The sequence below is a fragment of the Helicobacter pylori genome, assembly GCF_002832345.1.
Lineage (GTDB): Bacteria > Campylobacterota > Campylobacteria > Campylobacterales > Helicobacteraceae > Helicobacter > Helicobacter pylori_CP.
This window is the reverse complement of record NZ_PHLZ01000004.1, coordinates 62,243-84,296: the sequence shown is the minus strand read 5'-3', so window position 1 is coordinate 84,296 and position 22,054 is coordinate 62,243. Positions and strand designations below refer to the sequence as shown.

The 22,054-nt window shown below is 38.4% G+C and carries 21 protein-coding genes and 1 pseudogene; 9 read left to right on the top strand and 13 right to left on the bottom strand.

All coding sequences use genetic code 11. From position 1 onward, the window contains the following. Positions 1 to 36 precede the first annotated feature (36 nt). The 9 genes and pseudogenes from CXY28_RS02230 to CXY28_RS02190 all read left to right on the top strand — a co-directional run bounded on the left by CXY28_RS02230 (position 37) and on the right by CXY28_RS02190 (position 9,932). Positions 37 to 2,505: an adenine/cytosine DNA methyltransferase gene (locus tag CXY28_RS02230; protein ID WP_100979320.1), complete on the top strand. Its 2,469-nt coding sequence runs from the start codon at positions 37 to 39 to the stop codon at positions 2,503 to 2,505. After that, positions 2,505 to 2,798 (top strand): hypothetical protein, encoded by a 294-nt coding sequence (locus CXY28_RS09015; protein WP_031245540.1) that lies wholly within the window; start codon positions 2,505 to 2,507, stop codon positions 2,796 to 2,798. Before CXY28_RS02230 ends, CXY28_RS09015 begins: the two co-directional genes overlap by 1 nt. 83 nt (positions 2,799 to 2,881) lie before the next feature. Next, a complete protein-coding gene (locus tag CXY28_RS02220) occupies positions 2,882 to 3,763 on the top strand; it encodes an iron permease (protein WP_100950223.1) in 882 nt (293 codons plus the stop codon). Positions 3,764 to 3,919: 156 nt separating this feature from the next. Further along, positions 3,920 to 4,481: pseudogene (locus tag CXY28_RS02215) on the top strand (DNA cytosine methyltransferase). Beyond that, positions 4,459 to 5,151, top strand: coding sequence for a DNA-methyltransferase (locus CXY28_RS02210; protein WP_100977158.1), 693 nt, complete (start codon positions 4,459 to 4,461; stop codon positions 5,149 to 5,151). Before CXY28_RS02215 ends, CXY28_RS02210 begins: the two are co-directional and overlap by 23 nt. A 58-nt stretch (positions 5,152 to 5,209) precedes the next feature. After that, complete coding sequence (locus CXY28_RS02205) at positions 5,210 to 6,202, top strand: agmatine deiminase family protein (protein ID WP_100979319.1); 993 nt, start codon at positions 5,210 to 5,212, stop codon at positions 6,200 to 6,202. After that, on the top strand, positions 6,199 to 8,451 hold the full coding sequence (gene hypF / locus CXY28_RS02200; RefSeq protein ID WP_100979325.1) for a carbamoyltransferase HypF: 2,253 nt from the start codon (positions 6,199 to 6,201) through the stop codon (positions 8,449 to 8,451). The genes CXY28_RS02205 and hypF overlap by 4 nt, the downstream gene beginning before the upstream one ends. A 2-nt stretch (positions 8,452 to 8,453) precedes the next feature. Further along, complete coding sequence (gene hypE / locus CXY28_RS02195; RefSeq protein WP_100979318.1) at positions 8,454 to 9,452, top strand: hydrogenase expression/formation protein HypE; 999 nt, start codon at positions 8,454 to 8,456, stop codon at positions 9,450 to 9,452. 174 nt (positions 9,453 to 9,626) lie between these two features. Continuing rightward, positions 9,627 to 9,932: a hypothetical protein gene (locus tag CXY28_RS02190; protein WP_031245544.1), complete on the top strand. Its 306-nt coding sequence runs from the start codon at positions 9,627 to 9,629 to the stop codon at positions 9,930 to 9,932. 344 nt (positions 9,933 to 10,276) lie between these two features. Here the strand turns inward: CXY28_RS02190 and CXY28_RS02185 are convergent, their stop codons facing one another. From CXY28_RS02185 to CXY28_RS02125, 13 genes are all read right to left on the bottom strand, one after another. Continuing rightward, a complete protein-coding gene (locus CXY28_RS02185; protein WP_100979317.1) occupies positions 10,277 to 11,209 on the bottom strand; it encodes a GDP-L-fucose synthase family protein in 933 nt (310 codons plus the stop codon). Further along, positions 11,202 to 12,347: a GDP-mannose 4,6-dehydratase gene (gene gmd / locus CXY28_RS02180; protein WP_100979316.1), complete on the bottom strand. Its 1,146-nt coding sequence runs from the start codon at positions 12,345 to 12,347 to the stop codon at positions 11,202 to 11,204. The genes CXY28_RS02185 and gmd overlap by 8 nt, the downstream gene beginning before the upstream one ends. A 40-nt stretch (positions 12,348 to 12,387) precedes the next feature. Further along, positions 12,388 to 13,800, bottom strand: coding sequence for a mannose-1-phosphate guanylyltransferase/mannose-6-phosphate isomerase (locus CXY28_RS02175; protein WP_100979315.1), 1,413 nt, complete (start codon positions 13,798 to 13,800; stop codon positions 12,388 to 12,390). 69 nt (positions 13,801 to 13,869) lie between these two features. After that, positions 13,870 to 15,006, bottom strand: coding sequence for a DNA type IV secretion system protein ComB10 (locus tag CXY28_RS02170; RefSeq protein ID WP_100979314.1), 1,137 nt, complete (start codon positions 15,004 to 15,006; stop codon positions 13,870 to 13,872). Beyond that, on the bottom strand, positions 14,999 to 15,967 hold the full coding sequence (locus CXY28_RS02165; RefSeq protein ID WP_100979313.1) for a TrbG/VirB9 family P-type conjugative transfer protein: 969 nt from the start codon (positions 15,965 to 15,967) through the stop codon (positions 14,999 to 15,001). Before CXY28_RS02165 ends, CXY28_RS02170 begins: the two co-directional genes overlap by 8 nt. Continuing rightward, positions 15,967 to 16,704: a VirB8 family type IV secretion system protein gene (locus CXY28_RS02160; RefSeq protein ID WP_100979312.1), complete on the bottom strand. Its 738-nt coding sequence runs from the start codon at positions 16,702 to 16,704 to the stop codon at positions 15,967 to 15,969. The genes CXY28_RS02165 and CXY28_RS02160 overlap by 1 nt, the downstream gene beginning before the upstream one ends. Next, positions 16,701 to 16,814: a hypothetical protein gene (locus CXY28_RS02155; RefSeq protein ID WP_001217870.1), complete on the bottom strand. Its 114-nt coding sequence runs from the start codon at positions 16,812 to 16,814 to the stop codon at positions 16,701 to 16,703. Before CXY28_RS02155 ends, CXY28_RS02160 begins: the two co-directional genes overlap by 4 nt. Positions 16,815 to 16,829: 15 nt before the next feature. After that, on the bottom strand, positions 16,830 to 17,885 hold the full coding sequence (locus CXY28_RS02150; protein ID WP_024117628.1) for a TrbL/VirB6 family protein: 1,056 nt from the start codon (positions 17,883 to 17,885) through the stop codon (positions 16,830 to 16,832). 7 nt (positions 17,886 to 17,892) lie between these two features. Further along, on the bottom strand, positions 17,893 to 18,897 hold the full coding sequence (locus CXY28_RS02145) for a PDZ domain-containing protein (protein WP_100979311.1): 1,005 nt from the start codon (positions 18,895 to 18,897) through the stop codon (positions 17,893 to 17,895). Next, entirely contained in the window at positions 18,897 to 19,199 is a 303-nt protein-coding gene (locus CXY28_RS02140; protein WP_000347926.1) for a YbaB/EbfC family nucleoid-associated protein, read from the bottom strand. Before CXY28_RS02140 ends, CXY28_RS02145 begins: the two co-directional genes overlap by 1 nt. A gap of 2 nt (positions 19,200 to 19,201) precedes the next feature. Then, on the bottom strand, positions 19,202 to 19,555 hold the full coding sequence (gene panD, locus CXY28_RS02135) for an aspartate 1-decarboxylase (RefSeq protein WP_000142278.1): 354 nt from the start codon (positions 19,553 to 19,555) through the stop codon (positions 19,202 to 19,204). Further along, positions 19,545 to 21,767, bottom strand: a complete 2,223-nt coding sequence (locus CXY28_RS02130; protein ID WP_100979310.1) for an AAA family ATPase — start codon at positions 21,765 to 21,767, stop codon at positions 19,545 to 19,547. Before CXY28_RS02130 ends, panD begins: the two co-directional genes overlap by 11 nt. Beyond that, positions 21,767 to 22,042 (bottom strand): ATP-dependent Clp protease adaptor ClpS, encoded by a 276-nt coding sequence (locus CXY28_RS02125; RefSeq protein ID WP_100979309.1) that lies wholly within the window; start codon positions 22,040 to 22,042, stop codon positions 21,767 to 21,769. The genes CXY28_RS02130 and CXY28_RS02125 overlap by 1 nt, the downstream gene beginning before the upstream one ends. Between the last annotated feature and the right edge of the window lie 12 nt (positions 22,043 to 22,054).

Sequence of the window (22,054 nt, the reverse complement as noted above, 5' to 3'; positions counted from 1 at the left end):
CTTCAAATGAGTTTGGTTTAATCCTTAAATCCCCCTATGCTCTTTAATCAAACCTTAACCTATATTTCTTTATTTTCTGGGGCAGGAGTGGGGTGCTATGGGCTTTTAGAAGAGGGGTTTGAATGCGTTGCTACCAATGAAATTTTAGAAAAACGCTTGAATATCCAGAGGATCAACAATAAATGCAAATTTGATGAAGGGTATATTTGTGGGGACATTAAAGAGCTAGAGATAAAAGAAAAAATTTTAAAACAAATTGGATTTTATTCTAAAAAATTTGGTAATGATAGGGTTGATTTAGTGGTAGCAACCCCACCTTGTCAAGGCATGAGCGTGGCCAATCATAAAAAGAAAAACGATGAAATCAAACGGAATTCTTTGGTGGTTGAGAGCATTGATTTGATCAAACAAATCAAACCCAGATTTTTTATTTTAGAAAATGTCCCTAGTTTTTATAAAACAGGTTGTATAGACAAAAATGACAATTTGCTAGAAATAGGATCCATGATAGAGCAAAATTTGAGTGGTGATTATATACTCTATGATGAGGCGATCAATTTTAAAAATTTTGGAGCTAATTCAAGCCGAACAAGAACTTTAGTGATAGGGGTTTGTAAAGAGTTTAAAGATTTTACAAGCACGTTAGAATTTTTTCCTGATTTTAAAGAAGAAAAAAACTTAAAAGAAGTGATAAGCTCGTTAAAACCACTTACTTGGGGCGAGTATGATAGCGCAGATTTTTATCATAGTTTTAGAACTTATCCAAAGCATATGCAAGAATGGATTAAGGATTTAAAAGAAGGACAAAGCGCGTTTGAGAGCACAGAATTAAACAAAAAGCCTCATAGAATTGTCGGTAATAAGATTGTCTTAAATGTTTCTAAAAATGGCGATAAATATAAAAGGCAAAAATATCATAGCATTGCCCCTTGCATTCATACAAGAAACGACCAAATGGCTAGCCAAAACACAATCCACCCCAAAGATGACAGAGTGTTTTCCATTAGAGAGCTGATGCTTTTAATGAATATCCCTAGCCATTTTAAGTGGTTAGATTTAGAATTACAAGAATTAAACGCCCTTAACCAACAAGAAAAAGAAAAAATCTCCAAACAAAACGAAATGAACATCAGACAAAGTATCGGTGAAGCTGTTCCAACGATTATTTTTAAGCAAATTGCTATAAAAATAAAAAACTTCATGTCTCAAACCCACTTAGAGCCTAAAGAAATCATTAGGCTTATTGATGCGCACCATTTGTTAGAGCCAAAAAATTTGAAGCGATTTATTTTAGAGAATAAAAACAAGATTGCAAGAGCGAGTTTAGTGAGTTTGGCAGAAATGTCTAATTCTAAACGCATAGAAAAAAGCGCGTATTTTACAAACCCTTTTATTATTAATGAGATAGCAAAGTTATTGCCAAGCTTTAAACAAGAGAGCGTTACTATCATAGAGCCAAGTGTAGGGTGTGGGAATTTCTTAAGCGCTCTTTTTAAAAAATACGCTTCTGTTAAAAAAGTTTATTTAAAGTGTATAGATATTGATAAAAATAGTTTAGAAATTTTAGAAATTTTATATAAAGATTGCATTCCTAACAATTTTGAAATGGAATTGATTTGCACAGATTTTCTAACCTATGAATGTGGCAAAGTGGATTTAATTGTGGGCAATCCGCCTTTTGGCAAAACGCATGAAAGATTTAAAGATTATAGTTTATGGCTCACTCATTTAGCAGGGATTTTTTTAGAAAAGTCTTTAAAACTAGCCAACTTTACAGCGATGGTTATGCCTAAAAACCTTTTAAACACTAAAGAGTATGCAGAAACCAGAACTAAGCTTGAAAAAAAGGGAGTAGGAGCGATTTTAGATTTTGGCGAGCTTGGTTTTAAGGGTGTTTTAGTAGAAACAATTGCTATTGTTACACAAAAATCAAAAGAAGTTTTAGTGCGTTCGTTACCCCTAAATCTAAGTATCAAGCAAAAGCCAAGCTATATTTTTGATAAGCGGTTGCCCTATTGGGTTATCTATCGCAACGCTTTTTTTGATAAGGTGTTTCATTCCATGCAGTTTGGTCTTTTTGAAGTGTTTAGAGACAGACAAATCACTAATTCTGTGTTAGTTAAAAATGGTATTCGTGTGATTAAATCTCGCAACATTGATGAAAACGGAAAGATTATTAGCATTGAAAATTACGATAGCTACATTCAAGAAGAGGTTTTAAACCCGTTCAAGATAGCTTCATTTTTAGACAGAGATGATGTCTATTTAACCCCCAATATGACCTATAAACCAAGGATTTTAAAAAAAGAAAAAGGCTATGTGGTTAATGGATCTGTAGCTATTTTAATCCCTAAAAACCCTATATCTTTAAGCAAGAAACAATGCGATTATATTTCTGGCGTTGAATTTAGGGATTTTTATAAAATCGCTAGGAATTATCAAACGCGCACCTTGAATATTGATAGCATGAGTTGCTTTTGGTTTGGGATTTTAAAGGATAGCTAATGAAAGAACAGCAAATTATTGATTTTTTAAAACTTAGAAATTATGATATTAGAAAAACACAAAACGCGCGATGGATAGATCAAAAATGCACCCCTGATATGTTGTCTATTGTTGCTGATTGTATTTTAGAGTTTATGCAATATAGTATTGAAAAATCATTTTCTATTAGGGATATTTGGGATAGCCCTTACACCAATGAAAATGTTAAAATGATTTTTTCTAAACCTGATTTAAATTCTGACTTTTCCATGCATGAATACGATAAGTTTTTTCTCAGCCTATTAAATTATTAGCCTATAGCGGTATTTTATTTGAAACAAAAACTAGCAATAGAAATATTTATACCATACAAAACATAGAGCTATTAGAATACCTCATGCAAAGAGAAACAAACGCTTTTAAATTCCTTATTTTATACATTCAAAAGGTATTAATGGATAGTGGGATTGATTCTATATTTGACAACTTTTTACAAAAACAAGACACAGAAAGTTTTAAACAACTAAAAGATGGTTTCACTCATTTTACTATCAATAACACAGCAATCAAAAACACTACAGAATGTTTTAGGATTTTTACTAAAATTATCAATCCTTTAGCTTTTTATTATGGTAAAAAAGGCACAAGAAAAGGGTTTTTATCCAACACTATAATTACAAAAGATGAGCTTAATTACAATCGTATCAATTGGCGAGATATAGGAAAAGATAAAAATACCACCAGACAAGAATACGATCTTATAGACTCTAAAAGGATTGCTAATTCTAACTATCTTATTTCAAAAGCTAAGAAAGTGGTGAAACAATATAATGATAAATTCAATCATTCTCTTTCTGAAGTGAAAGGAGAAAATGAAACAGCGCAAGCCACACAAATACACCATATTTTCCCTGTTCAAGACTTTCCTCTTATCGCTGATTATATAGAAAATCTTATCGCGCTCACTCCTAATCAGCATTTTATTTACGCCCACCCCAACAATCAAACCCGCCTGATTGATAAAGATTTTCAATATATCTGTTTATTAGCTAAAACAAATACAATTTTTAATGACACTCAAGGCGTATATGATTGGAAGCATTACATTTTTGTGTTGAATATGGGTCTCAAGACAACTATCTTTTCTCAAGTCAATAATGAGTGGGAATTATTGCGAGCAATAGATACTTTTTATTTTGATTTTAACAAAAACAAAGATCCAAGTTGGCAATATTTGCTAGATAAAAACGATTTAAGAGCTTTCAAGCTAAAATTTTAATAAGTTTTATTGAAGCTAGCTATAAAAACCCGTTTGACTTATCTTAGCCTTTTTTCTAACCATGCTCTGTTAATAGCATTAGCAGTATGATAAAACCTTTAAACAAAAACTAATGAGCGTTATTTTATAATCCTTTTAAAAAATGAAAGGTTATTGTTGCTTGTTTCTCACTTTTTAAATGATAATATTGACCCTTTTAATTTAGGGGTGTTGTTGAGCCGTTTTCAAATTAAAAATGGTTGTATTTATGGGGTGTGTTCTTATAGAGTTTCAAAATTTATCCCTGGCTATGAAGAAAGCAAAGCGCGAGTTTTAAACGCTCTCAACACTTTAAGCGTGCATCAAATTTGGCAATCCAATCAAGAAAGCGTTACAAAAATCAAAGGAACTTTTGTTTTTATTTTAGAAAACGACTTAAATTTAGACGAAAACTCTTTTTATAAGAAACTCTTAAACTCGCTCATAGACAACGGCTTTTTTAACCGCTCTCATTTAATAACTCCCAGCAATGGCACCAACTCCCACCCTGAATTACACCGCTCTATCACGCCCAGAGAAGCCGCCAGGATACAAAGTTTTAGCGATAATTATATTTTTTATGGCAATAAAACGAGCGTTTGCAAGCAAATCGGTAACGCCGTGCCTCCTCTTCTAGCCCTAGCCTTAGGCAAAGCGATCTTAAAAAGCTTAAGAAAATGATACAAATTTATCACGCTGACGCTTTTGAAATCATCAAAGATTTTTACCAGCAAAATTTAAAAGTGGATGCGATCATCACAGACCCTCCTTACAACATTTCGGTTAAAAACAATTTTTCCACCCTAAAGAGCGCTAAAAGGCAAGGCATAGATTTTGGGGAATGGGATAAAAATTTCAAGCTTTTAGAATGGATCACACATTACGCCCCCTTAATTAATCCAAACGGCTGCATGGTGATTTTTTGCTCTTACAGGTTTATAAGCTATATCGCTGATTTTTTAGAAGAAAACGGCTTTGTGGTCAAAGACTTTATCCAATGGGTTAAAAATAATCCCATGCCAAGAAACATCCACCGGCGCTATGTCCAAGACACGGAATTTGCCCTATGGGCAGTTAAAAAGAAAGCCAAATGGGTGTTTAACAAACCTAAAAATGAAAAATATTTACGGCCCTTGATCTTAAAAAGCCCTGTGGTGAGCGGGCTTGAAAGAGTCAAACACCCCACGCAAAAAAGCCTAGCCTTAATGGAAAAAATCATTTCCATCCACACAAACCCTAATGACATCGTGCTAGATCCTTTCATGGGGAGCGGCACCACCGGCTTAGCGTGCAAGAATTTAAAACGAAATTTTATCGGCATAGAATCAGAAAAAGAATATTTTCAAACCGCACAAAAGCGTTTGAGCTAGCTTTTAAAAACGCTATTTGAATGAGATTGTGTTATAGTTATTTAAAAGGATATTTTTAATGAAAAGAATGTTAGCGGAGTTTGAAAAAATCCAAGCGATTCTAATGGCGTTCCCCCATGAGTTTGGCGACTGGGCGTATTGTATTGAAGAGGCCAGGGAGAGCTTTTTAAACATCATTCAAACCATAGCCAAACACGCTAAAGTGCTAGTGTGCGTCCATAATAACGATACTATCGGCTATGAAATGCTTAAAAACTTACCCGGTGTAGAGATCGCAAGGATTGACACTAACGACACATGGGCTAGGGATTTTGGAGCGATCAGTATTGAAAATCAGGGCGTTTTAGAGTGCTTGGATTTTGGTTTTAATGGCTGGGGGTTGAAATACCCGTCCAATTTAGACAATTTAGTGAATTTCAAGCTCAAAAGTTTAGGGTTTTTAAAACACCCTTTAAAAACGATGCCCTATATTTTAGAGGGCGGGAGCATAGAAAGCGATGGGGCCGGGAGCATTTTAACCAACACCCAATGCCTGCTAGAAAAAAATCGTAACCCCCATTTGAATCAAAATGGAATAGAAACCATGCTTAAAAAGGAATTAGGGGCTAAACAAGTGCTGTGGTATTCTCATGGCTATTTAAAGGGCGATGATACCGATAGCCACACCGACACGCTCGCTCGTTTTTTAAATAAAGACACCATTGTTTATAGCGCATGCGAGGATGAAAACGATGAGCATTACACAGCCTTAAAAAAAATGCAAGAAGAATTAAAAACCTTTAAAAAACTAGACGGCACGCCTTATAAACTCATCCCCCTAGAAATCCCCAAAGCCATTTATGATGCAAACCAACAACGCTTACCGGCAACTTATGTGAATTTTTTATTGTGCAATAACGCTTTAATCGTCCCCACCTACAACGACCCTAATGACGCGCTCATTTTAGAAACCTTAAGACAACACACGCCTTTAGAAGTGATAGGGGTTGATTGTAATACTCTAATCAAACAGCATGGGAGTTTGCATTGTGTAACGATGCAGCTTTATTGAATCAAATCACGCTTTTTGGCGTGGTTCAAGGCGTGGGCATGCGCCCTTTTGTTTATATCTTAGCTCAAAAATTAGGGCTTGTAGGCTTTACGCGTAACACCCAAGCGGCTTTAGAAATCATTTTACCCGCTCATAAAACAGAGTCTTTTTTAAACGCCCTAAAAAAGGGATTACCTCCTTTAGCGTTGGTGGAAAAAATCACCATTAGCCCTTATGATAAGGCGCTTCATTTCAATGATTTTAGGATTTTAGAAAGCAAGAACCACCCTTTAAATCTGCTCAGTCAAATCCCTAAAGATTTAGGCGTGTGCAAGGATTGCTTGCGCGAAATCAGAGATAAAAACTCCCCCTATTTTCATTACGCTTTCAATTCTTGCGCGAAGTGCGGGGCGAGATACAGCCTTTTAAACGCCTTACCCTATGATAGAGAAAACTCCGCCCTAAAACCTTTCAAGCTCTGCAAATTTTGCGCATCCGTTTATAAAGACGCCACCAACAAACGATTCCACATTCAAGGCATCAGCTGCAAAAAGTGCGGTATCGTGCTCAATTATAAGCGATTCAAAAATGATGACGCCCTTTTAGAATGTGCTAAAGACATTCAAAAAGGTAAAATCATCGCTCTTAAAGGTTTGGGGGGCTTTGCTCTCTTGTGCGATGCGAGGAATTTTCAAACCATAGAGAGATTACGGCTTTTAAAAAACCGCCCCCTAAAGCCTTTCGCGCTCATGTTTAAAGACTTAAACTCAGCCAAACAGCATGCGTTTTTGAACGCGTTAGAATGCGAGAGCTTGAGTTCGATAAGCGCCCCCATTCTTTTAGCGCGTAAAAAACCTGACACCCAATTAGCCCCCAATATCGCTAAAAACTCCCCCTTTTATGGCGTTATCTTGCCCTATACCCCTTTGCATGCTTTATTACTGGATTTATTGGATTTCCCTATTGTGTTCACGAGCGCGAATTTCAGCTCCCTCCCTTTAGCGAGCGATGAAAAAGAAATCGATTCGCTTCATTTTATTTTTGATTTTAAGCTCACGCACAACCGTGCTATCATCCACAGGATTGATGATAGTATCGCGCAGTGCGTGGATAATGTTATTCGCCCCATGCGTTTGGCTAGAGGGTTTGCCCCCCTTTACCTCACTTTACCCAAACGCTCTTTTAATGCGCCCAAAAAGATTTTAGCGCTTGGAGCGGAGCAAAAAGGGCATTTTAGTTTATTGGATAGCGGGACTTCTGTTCTTTTACTCTCGCCTTTTTGTGGGGATTTGAGCGTTTTAGAAAATGAAAAACACTTTAAAGAAACCCTGAATTTTTTCTTAAAAACCTATGATTTCAAGCCCACGCTCTTAGCTTGCGATAAGCATCAAAACTACACCACCACTCAAATGGCTTTTGAATTTAATACGCCCTTATTGCAAGTCCAGCACCACCATGCCCACTTTTTAGCGAGCGTTTTAGACGCATTGTTACAAGATCCGCATTTAAATCACCCCTTTATAGGTATCATCTGGGATGGGAGTGGGGCTTATGACAATAAGATTTATGGGGCGGAGTGTTTTATAGGGGATTTTGAGCGCATTGAAGAAGTGGCTAGGTTTGAAGAATTTTGGCTTTTAGGGGGGCAAAAAGCGATCAAAGAGCCTAAACGCTTGGTTTTAGAAATCGCTTTAAAACACCAACTCAACAAGCTTTTAGGGCGTATTCAAAAGCATTTTAAAGAAGACGAATTAGAAATTTTTAAACAAATGCATGACAAAAAAATTCAAAGCGTCGCTACCAATTCCATAGGGCGTTTGCTTGATATAGTGGCGTTTAGTTTGGATTTAGTGGGAACGATTAGTTTTGAAGCCGAGAGCGGGCAGGTTTTAGAAAATCTAGCCTTACAAAGCGATGAGATCGCCTTTTACCCTTTTGAAATCAAAAACAGCGTGGTGAGTTTGAAAGAATTTTATCAAGCGTTTGAAAAGGATTTGGGCGTTTTAGAACCCAAACGCATCGCTAAGAAATTTTTTAACAGCTTAGTAGAAATCATTACCGCTTTGATTGCGCCTTTTAAAGATCATGTCGTAGTGTGCAGTGGGGGCGTGTTTTGCAACCAATTGTTGTGCGAACAATTAGCCAAGCGATTAAAAAAACTTCAAAGGGAGTATTTTTTCCACAAGCATTTCCCCCCTAATGACAGCAGTATCCCTATCGGTCAAGCCTTAATGGCGTATTTCAACCCTACAATCATCAAAAAAGGATAAAAATGGATAGCGTAACTCTAGCATGCGGGAACGGAGGGAAAGAAACAAACGCTTTAATTGAGCGGGTCTTCATGCCCTATTTAAAAGAATGGATTATTGCGTTTGATGAAGACGCCCCTAAATTTAAGGCTAGTGGGGAATATTGCGTAAGCACGGATAGTTTTGTCATCACACCCTTAATTTTTAATGGAGGCGATATAGGCAAGCTTTGCGTTTGCGGGAGCGCGAATGATGTGAGCGTGCAAGGGGGCGAACCTTTGTATTTGAATATGGGTTTTATTTTAGAAGAAGGCTTAGAAATCCCTCTTTTAAAGCAAATTTTACAATCCATACAAAAAGAATTGTTTAAAGCCAACCTAAAACTCCTCTCCCTAGACACTAAAGTCGTGCCAAAGGGGAGCGTGGATAAGCTTTTTATCAACACAACCTGCATTGGTAAAATCATCAAGCCAGGGATTTCTTCGCGCCATTTAAAACAAGGCCAAGCCATTATCCTAAGCGACACTATCGCCAATCATGGGGCAAGCTTATTTGCGATGCGTCATGAAATCAAGCTCAAAACCAATCTAGAAAGCGATTGCCAACTGCTCTATCCTTTATTGAAACCCCTATTTTTAAGTGATCTCAAAATTGATGCCTTAAGAGATGCGACTAGAGGCGGGTTAGCGAGCGTGCTGAACGAATGGGCGAACAGCTCCAGAGTGAAAATCGTTATAGAAGAAGAGAAAATCCCCTTAAAAGAAGAAACGAAAGGGATTTGTGAGATTTTAGGGCTAGAACCCTACGCGCTAGCCAATGAGGGGGTGTTTGTGTTAGCACTCAATCAAAAGGACGCCCCTAAAGCCTTAGAAATTTTAAAAAGTAACGAGAAAGCTAAAAACGCTTGCGTGATTGGCAAAGTGTTTGAAAACCCTTATCCTAGCGTGGTTTTAAAGAACGCATGGGGTTTTGAAAGGATTTTAGAGATGCCAGAGGGCGAATTATTGCCTAGGATTTGTTAACACGCCGTCATTTTTTAATCGTTTTAAGCCTGCCCTAAAAATAGTTTAGAGTCTGCTTAAGCTAAGTCTAAGTCTACTATACTCAAGCTATTTGAGAAAACTTACAATAAGAGGGTGTTAGTGGCGGGTTATAAAAAAGTGGGCTTGATATTAGCGGTCATTTTTGGGTTTGCTGTGTTTTTTGTGGAGTGTAGTGGTAGTGAAAAACCACCAATAGACATAGAAGTAACTTTCAGTAAGTACGGTCACGATCTTTATTGGATAGACGTCATTTCAAATGTTGATAATATCACTATATTGAGCGCAAAAATCAATCGTGGGAATTGCGCTAACAATGATGGACTTCCTTATTTCAAGATTAATAAAACGCTAAGGTTTGGCGATAGCTATCAATTTTATATACTTCGTTGTCGGCATATCAAAGAAGTTAGTATAAAGACCGATAAAGGGACTTGGAATTTTACATTTGCTAGAAAATGATGTCATGATTTCTACAAAATAAAAACAAACTAACAATCTAAAACAGACAATACAATTTAGAAATTATTGTCATAGCCCTTTGGGAGTTTATTTTTCATGCAAAGCAAGCAGTGGTTAATCTCATAAAAAAGCCCCCACTCTCTCCCACTCCCTAGCTCTTTATGAAAAATTAAAATGCTAACACGCCTTGCTTTTTGAAAGCGCTTGAGATTGAGAGTAAAGCGAACAAACCCTTTTTAATGGCTCAAGCTTTTTGAAGCGAATGTAAGCACAGTATCGTAAAATCGCTAGCCTGACGCCTAATGGCAAAGCGTTTTAAACTCTATAAGAGCCTTGATTTTATTTCAAACCTCTAAAAGTTTCAAATAATACTCATAAGCTTCTTTGATGCCCTGCTCTAAAGGGATTTCTAATTCCCATTTTAAAGCCTTTTGTTTGGAAATATCCATAAGCTTTTGTTGCATGCCCACTGGTTTGGATAAATCCTTAACAAATACGCCCCTATAGTCTAAAACCTGAGCGACCATTTCATAATACTCTTCAATGCTGTAATCCACGCCAGAGCCAACATTCATCACGCTAGGCATTTGAGCGATATTCTCATAAGCGAGAGCGATGAATCTGGCTAAATCTTTAGCGTTTAGATACTCTCTTCTGGCCGTGCCATCGCCCCACATCGCAAAATTTTTTTCATTTTTTAATTTAGCGGTGTGCATCCTAGCAATAAGCCCTGGTATCATGTGCGCTATCTTTTCTTCAAACTTGTCAAACTCGCCATAAAGGTTGCAAGGCACTAGAGTTTTATAAAAAACGCCCTTTTCAGCACTCACGTATTCGCAATACTTCATCACAGAAAGTTTGGCTAAAGCGTAGCCCTCATTCGTTGGCTCTAAAGAGCCGTTCAATAAATCGCTCTCTTTTAAGGGGTTAGGGGCGAATTTAGGATAAGTGCAAGAGCTCGCTAGATTAATGGCTTTTTTCACGCCCAAATCTAAAGCGCTAGAAAAGAGATACAAGCCCATCAGCAAGTTTTCAACCATGTAAGTTGAAAGATCGTTCATGTTAGCGACAATGCCCCCCACTCTCCCGGCGCAATGGATAATGCCTGTAGGCTTGTATTCTTTCAAATAAGCTTGAATGTTGTCTTTATCCAATAAATACAATTCGCTCTTTTTAGGGGTGAGTAAAGTAACATCAGGCTTATTTTTTTTAAAATACAACGCCGTGTTCTGCCCTACCATGCCATAGGCACCGGTGATTAAAATAATCTCATTCATAAAAATTCCTTAAAATATAGCCCCCATCTTGCAAGTAAAGGTTTTTCTGGCATTCTTTTAAATCGTATTCTAACATGTCCTTAATTAACTCTTTTAAATCGTATTCCCTAACCCAGCCTAGCTCTTTCTCAGCCTTAGTGGGATCGCCTAAGAGCAAATCCACTTCAGTAGGCCTGAAATAGCGTTCGTCTATGCGCACCACGATTTTGCCCGTTTTTAAATGGCTTAAGTTTAATTGTAAAGCGTTCGCTCTTTTTTCATCAACGCTTTTAATCAAACCGATTTCTTTAATCCCTGTATTTTGAAATTCTAGATCAATACCGATAAATTCAAAGCTCATTTTCACAAAATCGCGCACGCTCGTGGTCTTTCCTGTGGCGATCACATAATCTTGTGGAGTGGGCGCTTGGAGCATTAAATGCATCATTTTCACATAATCTTTGGCATGCCCCCAATCTCTTTTAGCGTCCAAATTCCCTAAATACAAGCAATCTGTTAAGTTATACGCTATTGCGCTAGCGGCTCGTGTGATTTTACGGGTTACAAAAGTTTCGCCCCTTACCCTGCTCTCATGGTTAAAAAGAATGCCATTAACCGCAAACAAGTTATAGGCCTCTCTGTAATTTTTGGTGATGTAAAAGGCATACATTTTAGCGACCGCATAGGGGCTTCGTGGGTTAAAGGGGGTGTTTTCATTTTGTGGGGTTTCTAAGACTTCACCATACAATTCGCTCGTGCTGGCTTGGTAAAATCGTGTTTTATTTTCTAAGCCTAAAATCCGCATGGCCTCTAAAATCCTTAGCGTGCCAATACCATCAGCGTTAGCGGTGTATTCTGGGGTTTCAAAAGAAACTTTCACATGGCTTTGAGCGGCTAAATTATAAATCTCTGTAGGCTTAGTGGTAGCGATTAAATGGATGAGGTTAGAGCTATCGGTCATATCCCCATAATGCAAAAAAAAACGCCTTTTGTGTTCGCTGTGCAAATCTTCATACAGATGATCGATCCTAGAAGTGTTGATGCTAGAAGAGCGCCTTTTTAACCCATGCACTTCATAACCCAAATTCAGCAAGTATTCAGCCAGATAGCTCCCGTCTTGCCCGGTAACCCCGGTGATCAAAGCGATTTTTTCTTTCATTATTGTTCCTTTATTAAATTTTATTTATTAAATTTTTTCACTAGGCGTTTTGATTTTGCCTGTTAAAATCATCATCAATGCGCACAATATCGTCTTCACCGACATACTCGCCCACTTGAACTTCTATGATAATTAAAGGGATTTTGCCGTAATTAGCCAGGCGGTGTAGGGTGTTTTTAGGGATATAAGTGGACTCATTAGCTTGCAATTCAAACATTTTATGATCCAATTCCACGCTTGCCATCCCGCTAATCACCACCCAGTGTTCGCTCCTGTGGAAATGCTTTTGTAAAGAAAGCCTTGCGTTAGGTTTGACTTCTAAAATCTTAACCTTGTAACACCCGCTCTCATGCAAGACTTCATAACTCCCCCAAGGGCGATAGACTTTAGTGTGCGTTTGTAACAATTCTTGATTATGCATTTCTATCTCGCTCACTAAAGCTTTTAAATCCTTAGCCTTGTCTTTATGAGCGATTAAAAGAGCGTCTTTAGTGTCAATAACCGCTAAATTCTCAACGCCTAAAAGAGCGCTCACTTTATGGGAAAACACTAAATTATTCTCGCTCTCTTTGGCAAAAACAGGCGTTTGATTCAGGCTGACATTTTCTTTAGTGCCGTTAGCCGCTTCTTCAAAAAGAGCGTTAAAATTCCCTAAATCGCTCCATTTGGCGTTTAATCCTACCATTTTGATTTTGTGGCTTTTTTGCATTAAAGCTATATCCACGCTCACATCTTCTAAATCTTGCATGCTCTTTTCGCTCAAACGAGCGATCTTTTGTTCAAAAAAATACGCGTTCTCTAAAGATTCAAACGCTCTTTCGCACCCCTTTAAAATAGTAGGGGCATGCTTTTTTAGTTCGTCTAAAAAAACGCCCGCTTGGAAAACAAACATGCCGCTATTGAAATAAAAACCCCCGCTTTTTTGGAATTCTATCGCTTTTTCTAAGCTTGGCTTTTCAATGAATCGCTTCACATCTAGAGCGTTAGGGCTTTCAATATACCCAAACTCCGTATTGGGCTTGTCAATACTCACCCCAAAAGTGACTAAAAAACCTTTTTGGGCTAAATTAATCGCTTTTGTTATTGCATTTTCATACGCTTGAAAATCTTTAATCAAATGATCGCTTGGCGTAACGATGAGCAAATCTTCCCCTTCGCTCATTAAAGCGCTCAAAGCGATGGCGTTAGCGGTGTTTTTACTCAAGCTCTCTAATAAAAAACCCACGCTTTTGTTTTTGATTTCATTCTCTATTTCTTCTAGGGCTAAAAAATAATGCTTTTCATTGCACACAATGAGCGTTTCATCTACTAAGGAAGCGTTTCTTTTAAAACTCAATTCAAACAAGCTTTTATGGTCAAAAAGCTTTAAAAATTGCTTAGGGTATAGGCTACGACTTAAAGGCCATAAGCGTTTGCCGCTCCCCCCACTCAGTAAGATATTTTTAATTTTCATGCGTTTTCTTGTTAGGCTCTCTTTTGTTTTTTAGGGTTATTATAGCATTTCTAATTGGGCATTTTTGAGTCACTTCAAAAACTCAGCGATGACTTCATTCTCTCTGGGTATAGGGAAAAAGATGTCAGTATTAGGCGAAATGAAGACCCTGCTTCCCTCTCTAATCACCACAATGGGAGCGATCTTGCTCTTGTCTCTTAAAATTTGATTGACCACTTGATTGATCCCCATGCCACTTTGCCTCATCAATTGCATTAAAAGATAATCCCCAAAGAAATTGGTGGCTCCTTCTTTATTGCCTCTGCTGTTTAAAGCCGAAGTGATCCCAATCAACAAGCCGTTAGTGAGCGTAGAAAGCAGTAACGGCACGCCATAGCGCTGGAAATTCCTTTCAATCAATTCCCCCACCAAGCCGTTATAGCCTTTAATGTCCGCCCCTTTAGCGTTAGTGAGCATGATATTAATCCCATGGGGAGTGATGATGCGGCTCCACACAATATCTAAGCGGTATTCGCCCATTTTGTTATTGTTGCTGTAATAGCCTATGACTTTAGAGCCTTTGGGGATTAAGACGGCCTTGCCCATGTGAGCAAAAATATCGCTCTCCACTTGTGCGATGACTTTACCAGCGATCTGGCTAGAAATGGGCGTGATGAGAAAGGCGGGTATCATTTTATCGGCTGTAATGGTGCGTAAAAGCTTGTTTTCATTGGTGGCAATGTCTTTTTCTTTAAGGTTAGTGAAACCATCAATGCCATTAGGGTTATCCACAGGGAAAATCAGGTTTTCTTCGTAATTTTTAGGGCCTTGTTTGAAAGGGGTGATGCGAGAGGCTAATAAATCTAATTGCTTTAGAGAAAAATCTTTTTTAGGGGGGGTTGTGTTTGTTTTTGGATCTATGGGAGGGCTATTAAAAGTTTCTTCTTTAGAATGGTTCATTTCTTTGGAGTTTAGGGCTTTTAAAGCGGCTTTGAGCTGTTCTTGTAAGGCTTTAATGGTAGCGTCTTTGGAGCTTTCTGTGTTAGTTGGCTGTGGGTTTTGAGTGAAGGTGTAATCCTGTAAGGGGTATTTCACCTCATCGTCATTTAAAAGGCTAGGCTGGTTATTTAAGGGGGCTTTTGGCTTTTGATGATAGACTAAAGAAATGGTTATAATCGTTGCAAAACCCCCCACAAAAACAACCGCCCCCTTAAGCCACTTATTCATCTTTAGCCTTTTTGACAAAACGGATGCACAAATAGTCCTTACCTAGCCTTAAAGTCCATTTAGCCGAAACGTCTTCAGCGATAATGTAATCGCCCACAATCCTAGTATTCACCGGGTTGTCATAGCCATCAACGACCTTATAAATCACCGGGAATTTAGAGAGCGCTAATTTTTTGTCAAATTTGAAATAAGTGAATTGTTTGTCGTTAAAAATTTCTTCAGGCATCAAAGAGGGTTTGGATTTTTTAGAACAAATCCCTAAACAATACCATTTCCTTTGAGAGCTTTTTAGAGCCCTATAACCTTTTTGAATGTCTTTTTTAACGATTTTCATGGCGTTGGTGTTATCGCCAATCGTTATGGTTTCTTCTTCTTTTTCTTTGGTTTCTTCTTTTTTCTCTTTTAAGGGTTTGTTGTTTGTGGGGGCATTTTCAAGGGCATTTTCTTTATTTTGCGGCTTCAAAAAAGCGTTAGAATAATAATTTTTATCTTCTATGAAAACCTGCAAATTAGGGTGTTTGGAGCTGGTGAAAGTGGTAGAAAACACATAGAAAGAAAAAATCTTGCCCTCGCTATCAATCACACTGATATTAGAATCCACGCCAATTTGTAAAGGCTTGATAAGCAAAATACGATCGTTACTTTCTAAAATTTTCGCGTCAAAGCCCACCTTATCCCCTAAAACAAAATCGCTAATGGGTTTTGAAAAAAACAATAAGGTCGCCATCGCATAACGCAAGCGGATTTTATAGGTTTGTCCTTGAAAGTAATCAATGTTTAAAGTGTTGGACATTTTGGAGCGGTTTTTATCAAAAAAGCTCCCTTGAATGGCGTTTAAATCCTGCATGGGGTGGTTTAAATGCGCCGGGGCTGTTTCGTTAGCTTCTTCTAAAAAATCATCGGCTTCTAAAGCGCTAAAAGCCAACAAAAAGCCCATGAGGGCATATAAAACCTTACGCATCAATCGCCCCTGTTAGTGATTTCAGTGATGCTGTAGCGGGTGATTTTAAAGCCGGTAGGGTTTTTAGGCATGGAAGCGTAATCAAAATCCGGGGTGTCAAACAAATAGCTCAATACGATTTTATAACGCTTTTCATACACGAGCTTGTTTTCATTCAAAAGTTTAGCCGCAATGGAAACGCTCGCAATGGGGTTATTGTCTTGCTGATAGATCGCAATATTGACGATATGGACTTCTCTTTCTAAATGGCTTTGCGCATAAATGCTGTTTTGCGTTTTAATCAAATCTTCAAAGCGTTGCCACACTTTAGAACTGCTTTGCAAGCGTACCAATTCATAGCGCGATTTATCGTCAATGCGGTTAATGCTCTCTCGGTTTAACACATACGCCCCAATGAGCGAACGAGCCAACGCTTCATTACTAGAAATGCTTTTATCCGCTCTTTGGATAATGGCGTAATGCTTGTCCTGGTTTAAAAAATCCACGAAATGGTGTTCGGTTTTTTGTAAGGGTAGAATGCTGATTAACACGATCGCTAAAACAAGAGCGATAAAACTCATCAAGCCTAAGAGTTTATAAGCGATTTTCAAGCGGTTCCTTTCCAACCGAAACACGCTTTGCATGTTCAAATCACTTACCGAAAAACCAGAAAGCTTGTTTTCTAAATGCTTTTCTTGGTGGCTTAAAAGCTCTTCTAAATAGATCAATTGCTCGCTATTGAAAGGCTTTTCTCTCATGCGAGATTTAACCTGTTTTCATACAAAGTGCAAGGGCTTTTTTTCATCTCATGCACCTTACTCGTGCAACCAAATAACAAAAGTCCCATGATAACAAAAAAAATTCTCATTAAATTCCCATTTATTTAAATTTCATTTTTTGTATTTATTGTATCCTTTTTAACCTTTTTTTGCTTGAAATTTGGGATTTTTACATCTAATTGAGTGGTTTCTACCTTAAATGTGGGGGAATGCGTTTCTTTTTCTTTAGAAACGCTACCGCTTGTAGAAGTAGAAACGCTAGAGGGAGCGGGCGAGGTCGTGATATATTGTAAGGAAGTAAGGGCGTTTTGACTGAGGTTAGCGCTCAAATTGGTGGCGAGTTTGTAAGTTTCTTTAAGGCTGTTTTGCACCCTAAACAAAGCGTTGATGAAAAAAGGCACGCCTATGACAAAAACGCAACACAAAAATAACGCTACCACCAATAAAAGGCTTAAGTCTTGTTTTTCTTGCATATGAGCGTTGATTAACGCCTTAGTAACCGACACATTCAAAAACCCCACCAACAACAAAAAAGGCTTGTAAAACCCAAGAGCGAAGCATTTTTTTAGGCATATAACCACAACGCTCCTCCAGGCTTTAAAAAACCCAAACGCTAAAAACAGCGCCCCTAAAGAACACCACACATGAACTTCTAAATACACTAAAATGATGATCGCAAACAGAACGCTCAAAAAAAGCCCTTGCAAAATGCTTAAAAAAAGCCACACAGACATTTCATTATGACTCAAATCGCTGATGAAACTAAGGGCATAAAAACCATGATTGAAGATAAAATCTAAAGAAAGCGCATGGTTAGAAAAGTTACTCAAGCTTTGAGAAAGGCTTTGAGTGATCATGTTAGGCGCAATAAAAATAGCGTTTTGAAACAATTCATAAAAGCGCGAAGGGTTTTTCAAAGCGTAGTTAAACAGCGCAAAAAACCCCACAAACCATAACGCTTCTAAAAGCGCGCTAGCACTGAAGAAATTCTGTTCTTTCAAACTCCTATAAGCAAAGAGCATGAACGCCAAAGCGACCACGCTATTAAACACCAATTGCGCATGCAAGGTGTAGAGAAAAAATTCAGCGAAACGCCCTAAAATCGCCGTGAGAGGCGTGATAAACCAAGAAAGAATGATTTCATAAGCGTCATTTTTCATCAATGTTTCAACGGACTTTAATGTAAAATTCAAAGCCTTTACGCCAGACTAATAATTCAATTTTTGGCGTGCTTAACGCTTCTCTTAAAGCCTTCGGGTTGAACGAAATGCTTTTATGATTCACCCATAAAATCCTATCCCCAAGCTTTAAAAAATCCAAGCCTTTGGGCAAATGATTGCCTATTTTAGTGATGATAAAACGCTCGTCTAAAGCGATGCCATAGCGCTCTAAAAAAGTGTCTTTGAGTAAAAACCCTCCATAACGCTTATTGACTTTGAGCGTTACTTCTTTGATTTGGCGGTTTCGTTTGATTTCCACTTTTACAAGGCTTTGGTATTTAAGATTGCTCACCACCCATTCAAACTCCGCTAATGAGCGGATCTTGTAATCATTGATCGCTAGGATTTCATCGTTTTTTAAAAAAGGGTTTTTAGGGAAAAAGGGATCAAATTGCGCTACCACTAAACGCTTATGATGTTCTTCTAAACGCACCCCAATATCCCCATAATAAGGCTCTTTTTGGTTTAAAAAGCGCTTGATAAATTTCGTTTCTATAAAGCCGTTCCCCCCTACCCCTAGCCCTAACATTTGATAGCAAATATTGCTGATAACGCCATTTTTTTGGGTCTTTTGTGAAATTTGAGCGTAGCGGTCATAGCCTTTTTGCCCCACTAATAATCGCGCTTCTGTGGCTTGATTATCTCCTATGCTAGCCATTGGCCTTATAAGGGCGTCTTTGTCCAAATCCCTTAATGTATAAACATACTCGCTTGGCGCGCTTTGCAACAAATACAACCCTACAAAAGGATCGGATTTGATGACTCTGGCGTGTTTAGGGTAGGTTTTGGAATAATATAAATACACGCCTTTAGGCAATTCCTTTAAAGCCACGCCCCCTTTTTGAAGGCTCGCTTTTTTAAAAAAAGCCTGACAATGCTTGAAATCATAAGCCCCTAAGCCATTCAAAAAAAACCATAGAATGATAAAGGTAATAAGGGCTTTGTGAAACATCACAATTTAGCGAAATTCCCCAACATGTTAAAGGCTAAATTTTTTCGGTTTTCTTCTACGGCTTTATACCCGTCATTCAAAGCACTCATCAAATAGATTTGCATCGCTTCTTTATCTTCTAACAGGCTGTCATCAATTTGCAAATCCACTAACTCCCCCAACCCATTAAAACTCACGCTCACCATTCCCCCACCGCTTTTGGAAGTGTGGATCGTGTCTTTATTCTTTTCTTCTAGTTGGGAAAACTCTTTTTTCATGCCGTCTAACAACCCGCTTAACCCGCCCAATTGACTAAAATCCATCTCTAACCCTTTTCTAAAATTTCATTCTTTTCATCCACTAGCACGATGCATGGCTTGTGCGCATTGATTTCATCTTCATTCATGCTCGCATAAGCTAAAATGATCACCACATCGCCTATGGCCACTTTTCTGGCTGCTGCACCATTGACGCAAATTTCGCCCTTTTTTTTCCCTAAAATCACATAGGTGCTGAAGCGTTCGCCGTTATTGACATCCACGATTTCCACTTTCATGCCCTCTCTAAGCTTGGCGAGCTTGGCTAAATCCTCATCTATGGTGATCGAGCCTACATAATTGAGATTAGCGTCTGTGATAGTAGCCCTATGGATTTTACTATAAAGCATTTCAAAAGTCATTTTCTTTCACCTTTTGTGCACGCCTGATTTCTTTTAGAACCAATTGGTTTTTTTCTAGCAAGCAAGCGATCTTACAAGGTTTTTTAAACGATTGCAAGAGCAATAGATCGCTTAATGGGGTTTTGATCTCATTGTGAATGATTTTTTTAATTTCTCTCGCTCCTAAAGTCGTTTGATAGCTTTTTTGCGCGATGAATTTCAAAACTTCTTTATGGAATTTTAAGGCTATGTCTTGCTCTAGCGCTAGGGCTTTTAATTTGTCTAATTCCACAGAAACAATGCGTTCAAAATCCTCCAAACTGAGCGCATTAAACGGCACGATCGCATCAATCCTGGATCGTAATTCAGGGGTCAAAAGCTCTTTAACGGCTTTATCATACTTGGTGTTTTTAGCGCTAAAAAACCCTAGCGTGTCCTTATCCTTACTCCCCACATTTGAAGTCATAATCAAAATCACATGCTTAAAACTCGCCTGATTGCCTAAATTATCGCTCAAAGTGGCGTTATCCATCACTTGCAACAACAAATCATACACATTAGAATGGGCTTTTTCTATTTCATCTAAAAGCAATAAACAATGCGGGTGTTTTTTAATCGCATTCACCAACAGCCCCCCTTGCTCAAACCCCACATAACCGCTAGGACTCCCAATGAGTTTTGCCACGCTATGGGCTTCTTTGTATTCGCTCATGTCAAAGCGTTCAAAATGTAAATTCAGATTCAAGGCCAATTCTTTAGCCAACTCTGTTTTCCCCACCCCACTAGGCCCCACGAATAAAAAGCTCCCCACAGGCTTATTTTTAGAAGAAAGCCCGCAATACTGGATTTTAATCGCATTGCTGACAAGATTGATCGCTTCTGCTTGGGCAAAAATCTTATTTTTAAGCGATTTTTCTAAATTCCTTAAAAGGGCTTTTTTATCGCTGCTCAAACGCATTTTGGGGATTTTAAGCTTTAGAGCGAGCGTTTCTTTCACGTCATCAACGCCGATTTTTTTGCCCTTTTTGGGGTTGATTTTTTTCCTCGATCCCACCTCATCTAATAATTCAATCGCTTTATCCGGCAAGAATTTATCATGCATGTAATCACTCGTTAAATCCACGCATGCCTTAAACACGCTCTCATCATAACGCACCTGGTGGTGTTCTTCATAAAGGGGAGCGATCTTTTTCAAAATCAAGTAACACGCTTCTTTAGAAGGCTCTTCAACTTTTATGACTGAAAAACGCCTATTAAAAGCCTTGTCTTTTTCAAACACGCTGCGGTATTCTTCAAAAGTGGTCGCTCCTAAACATTTCAAGCTCCCATCCGTTAAAACCGGTTTTAATATATTCGCCGCGTCCAAGCTCCCAGCGTTACTGCTCCCTGCGCCTAAAAGGGTGTGGATTTCATCAATGAATAAAATGATGCGGCCGTTTTGTTGGATTTCTTTGAGCGTTTTTTTCAAGCGTTTTTCAAAATCCCCTCTGTATTTTGCCCCAGCCACCATTAAAGCCAAATCCAAAGAATAGACTTCATATTCTTGCAAAAACTCCGGTACTTCTTTTTGAGCGATTTTTAAAGCCAAAGCTTCAGCGATGGAGGTTTTCCCTACGCCCGCTTCGCCAATTAAAAGCGGGTTATTCTTTTTCCTGCGCCCTAAAATTTCTATCACTCTTAAAATCTCTTCTTCTCTGCCAATGACTGGATCTAAAGCGTTCTCTTGGGCTAAAGCGCTCAAGTTTTTAGCGTATTTTTTTAAGGGAGTGTTCTTGGGCGCTTCTTCCTTATTGGTATTATTAGGAATACCATGGTTATCTAGATCCAATAAAGCAGAACTAGAATACAAACGAGAGACGCCAAAACTATCCATGAGTTTTGAAGCGTAACAATCAGGGTGATCTAGCATTACAACAAGCAATTCTTCCACGCCCACGCTCTCAAAACAGCTCGCATACATTCTTTTAAGCATTCTTAATAGCACAAAACTCCTGTCAGGCATTTTGACTGGATCATTCTTTAAAGGCACGTATTGCAACAAGTAGTCTTTAAGGATTTGCCTCATTTTATCATAATCATCTCTTTCTAAAGCGCCAATAATCTTCGCCCCGCTCTCATGCTCTAAGATGACTAACAGCACATGCTCTGTGGTGCAAAGGGCATGGTTGAGATCTAGGGCTAAATTTAAAGCTTGGGTTAGAACTTCATGCAGATCTTGATTGAATTTAGCCATTATTTTATCTCTTCTACCAATAATTTTAAAGGGAATTCTAACGCTTTGGCTTTGTCCTTAACCCATGCTACCCTATGTCTGGCAATATCATAAGGATAGACGCCACAAACCCCACAGCCATCACGATGGATGCTTGATATGAGAGCTTTGGCCTCTTCTAAAGACTTGTCAAAAAAATCCCTCAAAGCAGAGATGACAAATTCCGTTGTCGTAATGGGGTCATCAACCATGATCACTTGCGCCATGGTGGGGGTGGGTATGTTATACATTTTCATGCCGCTTATCCA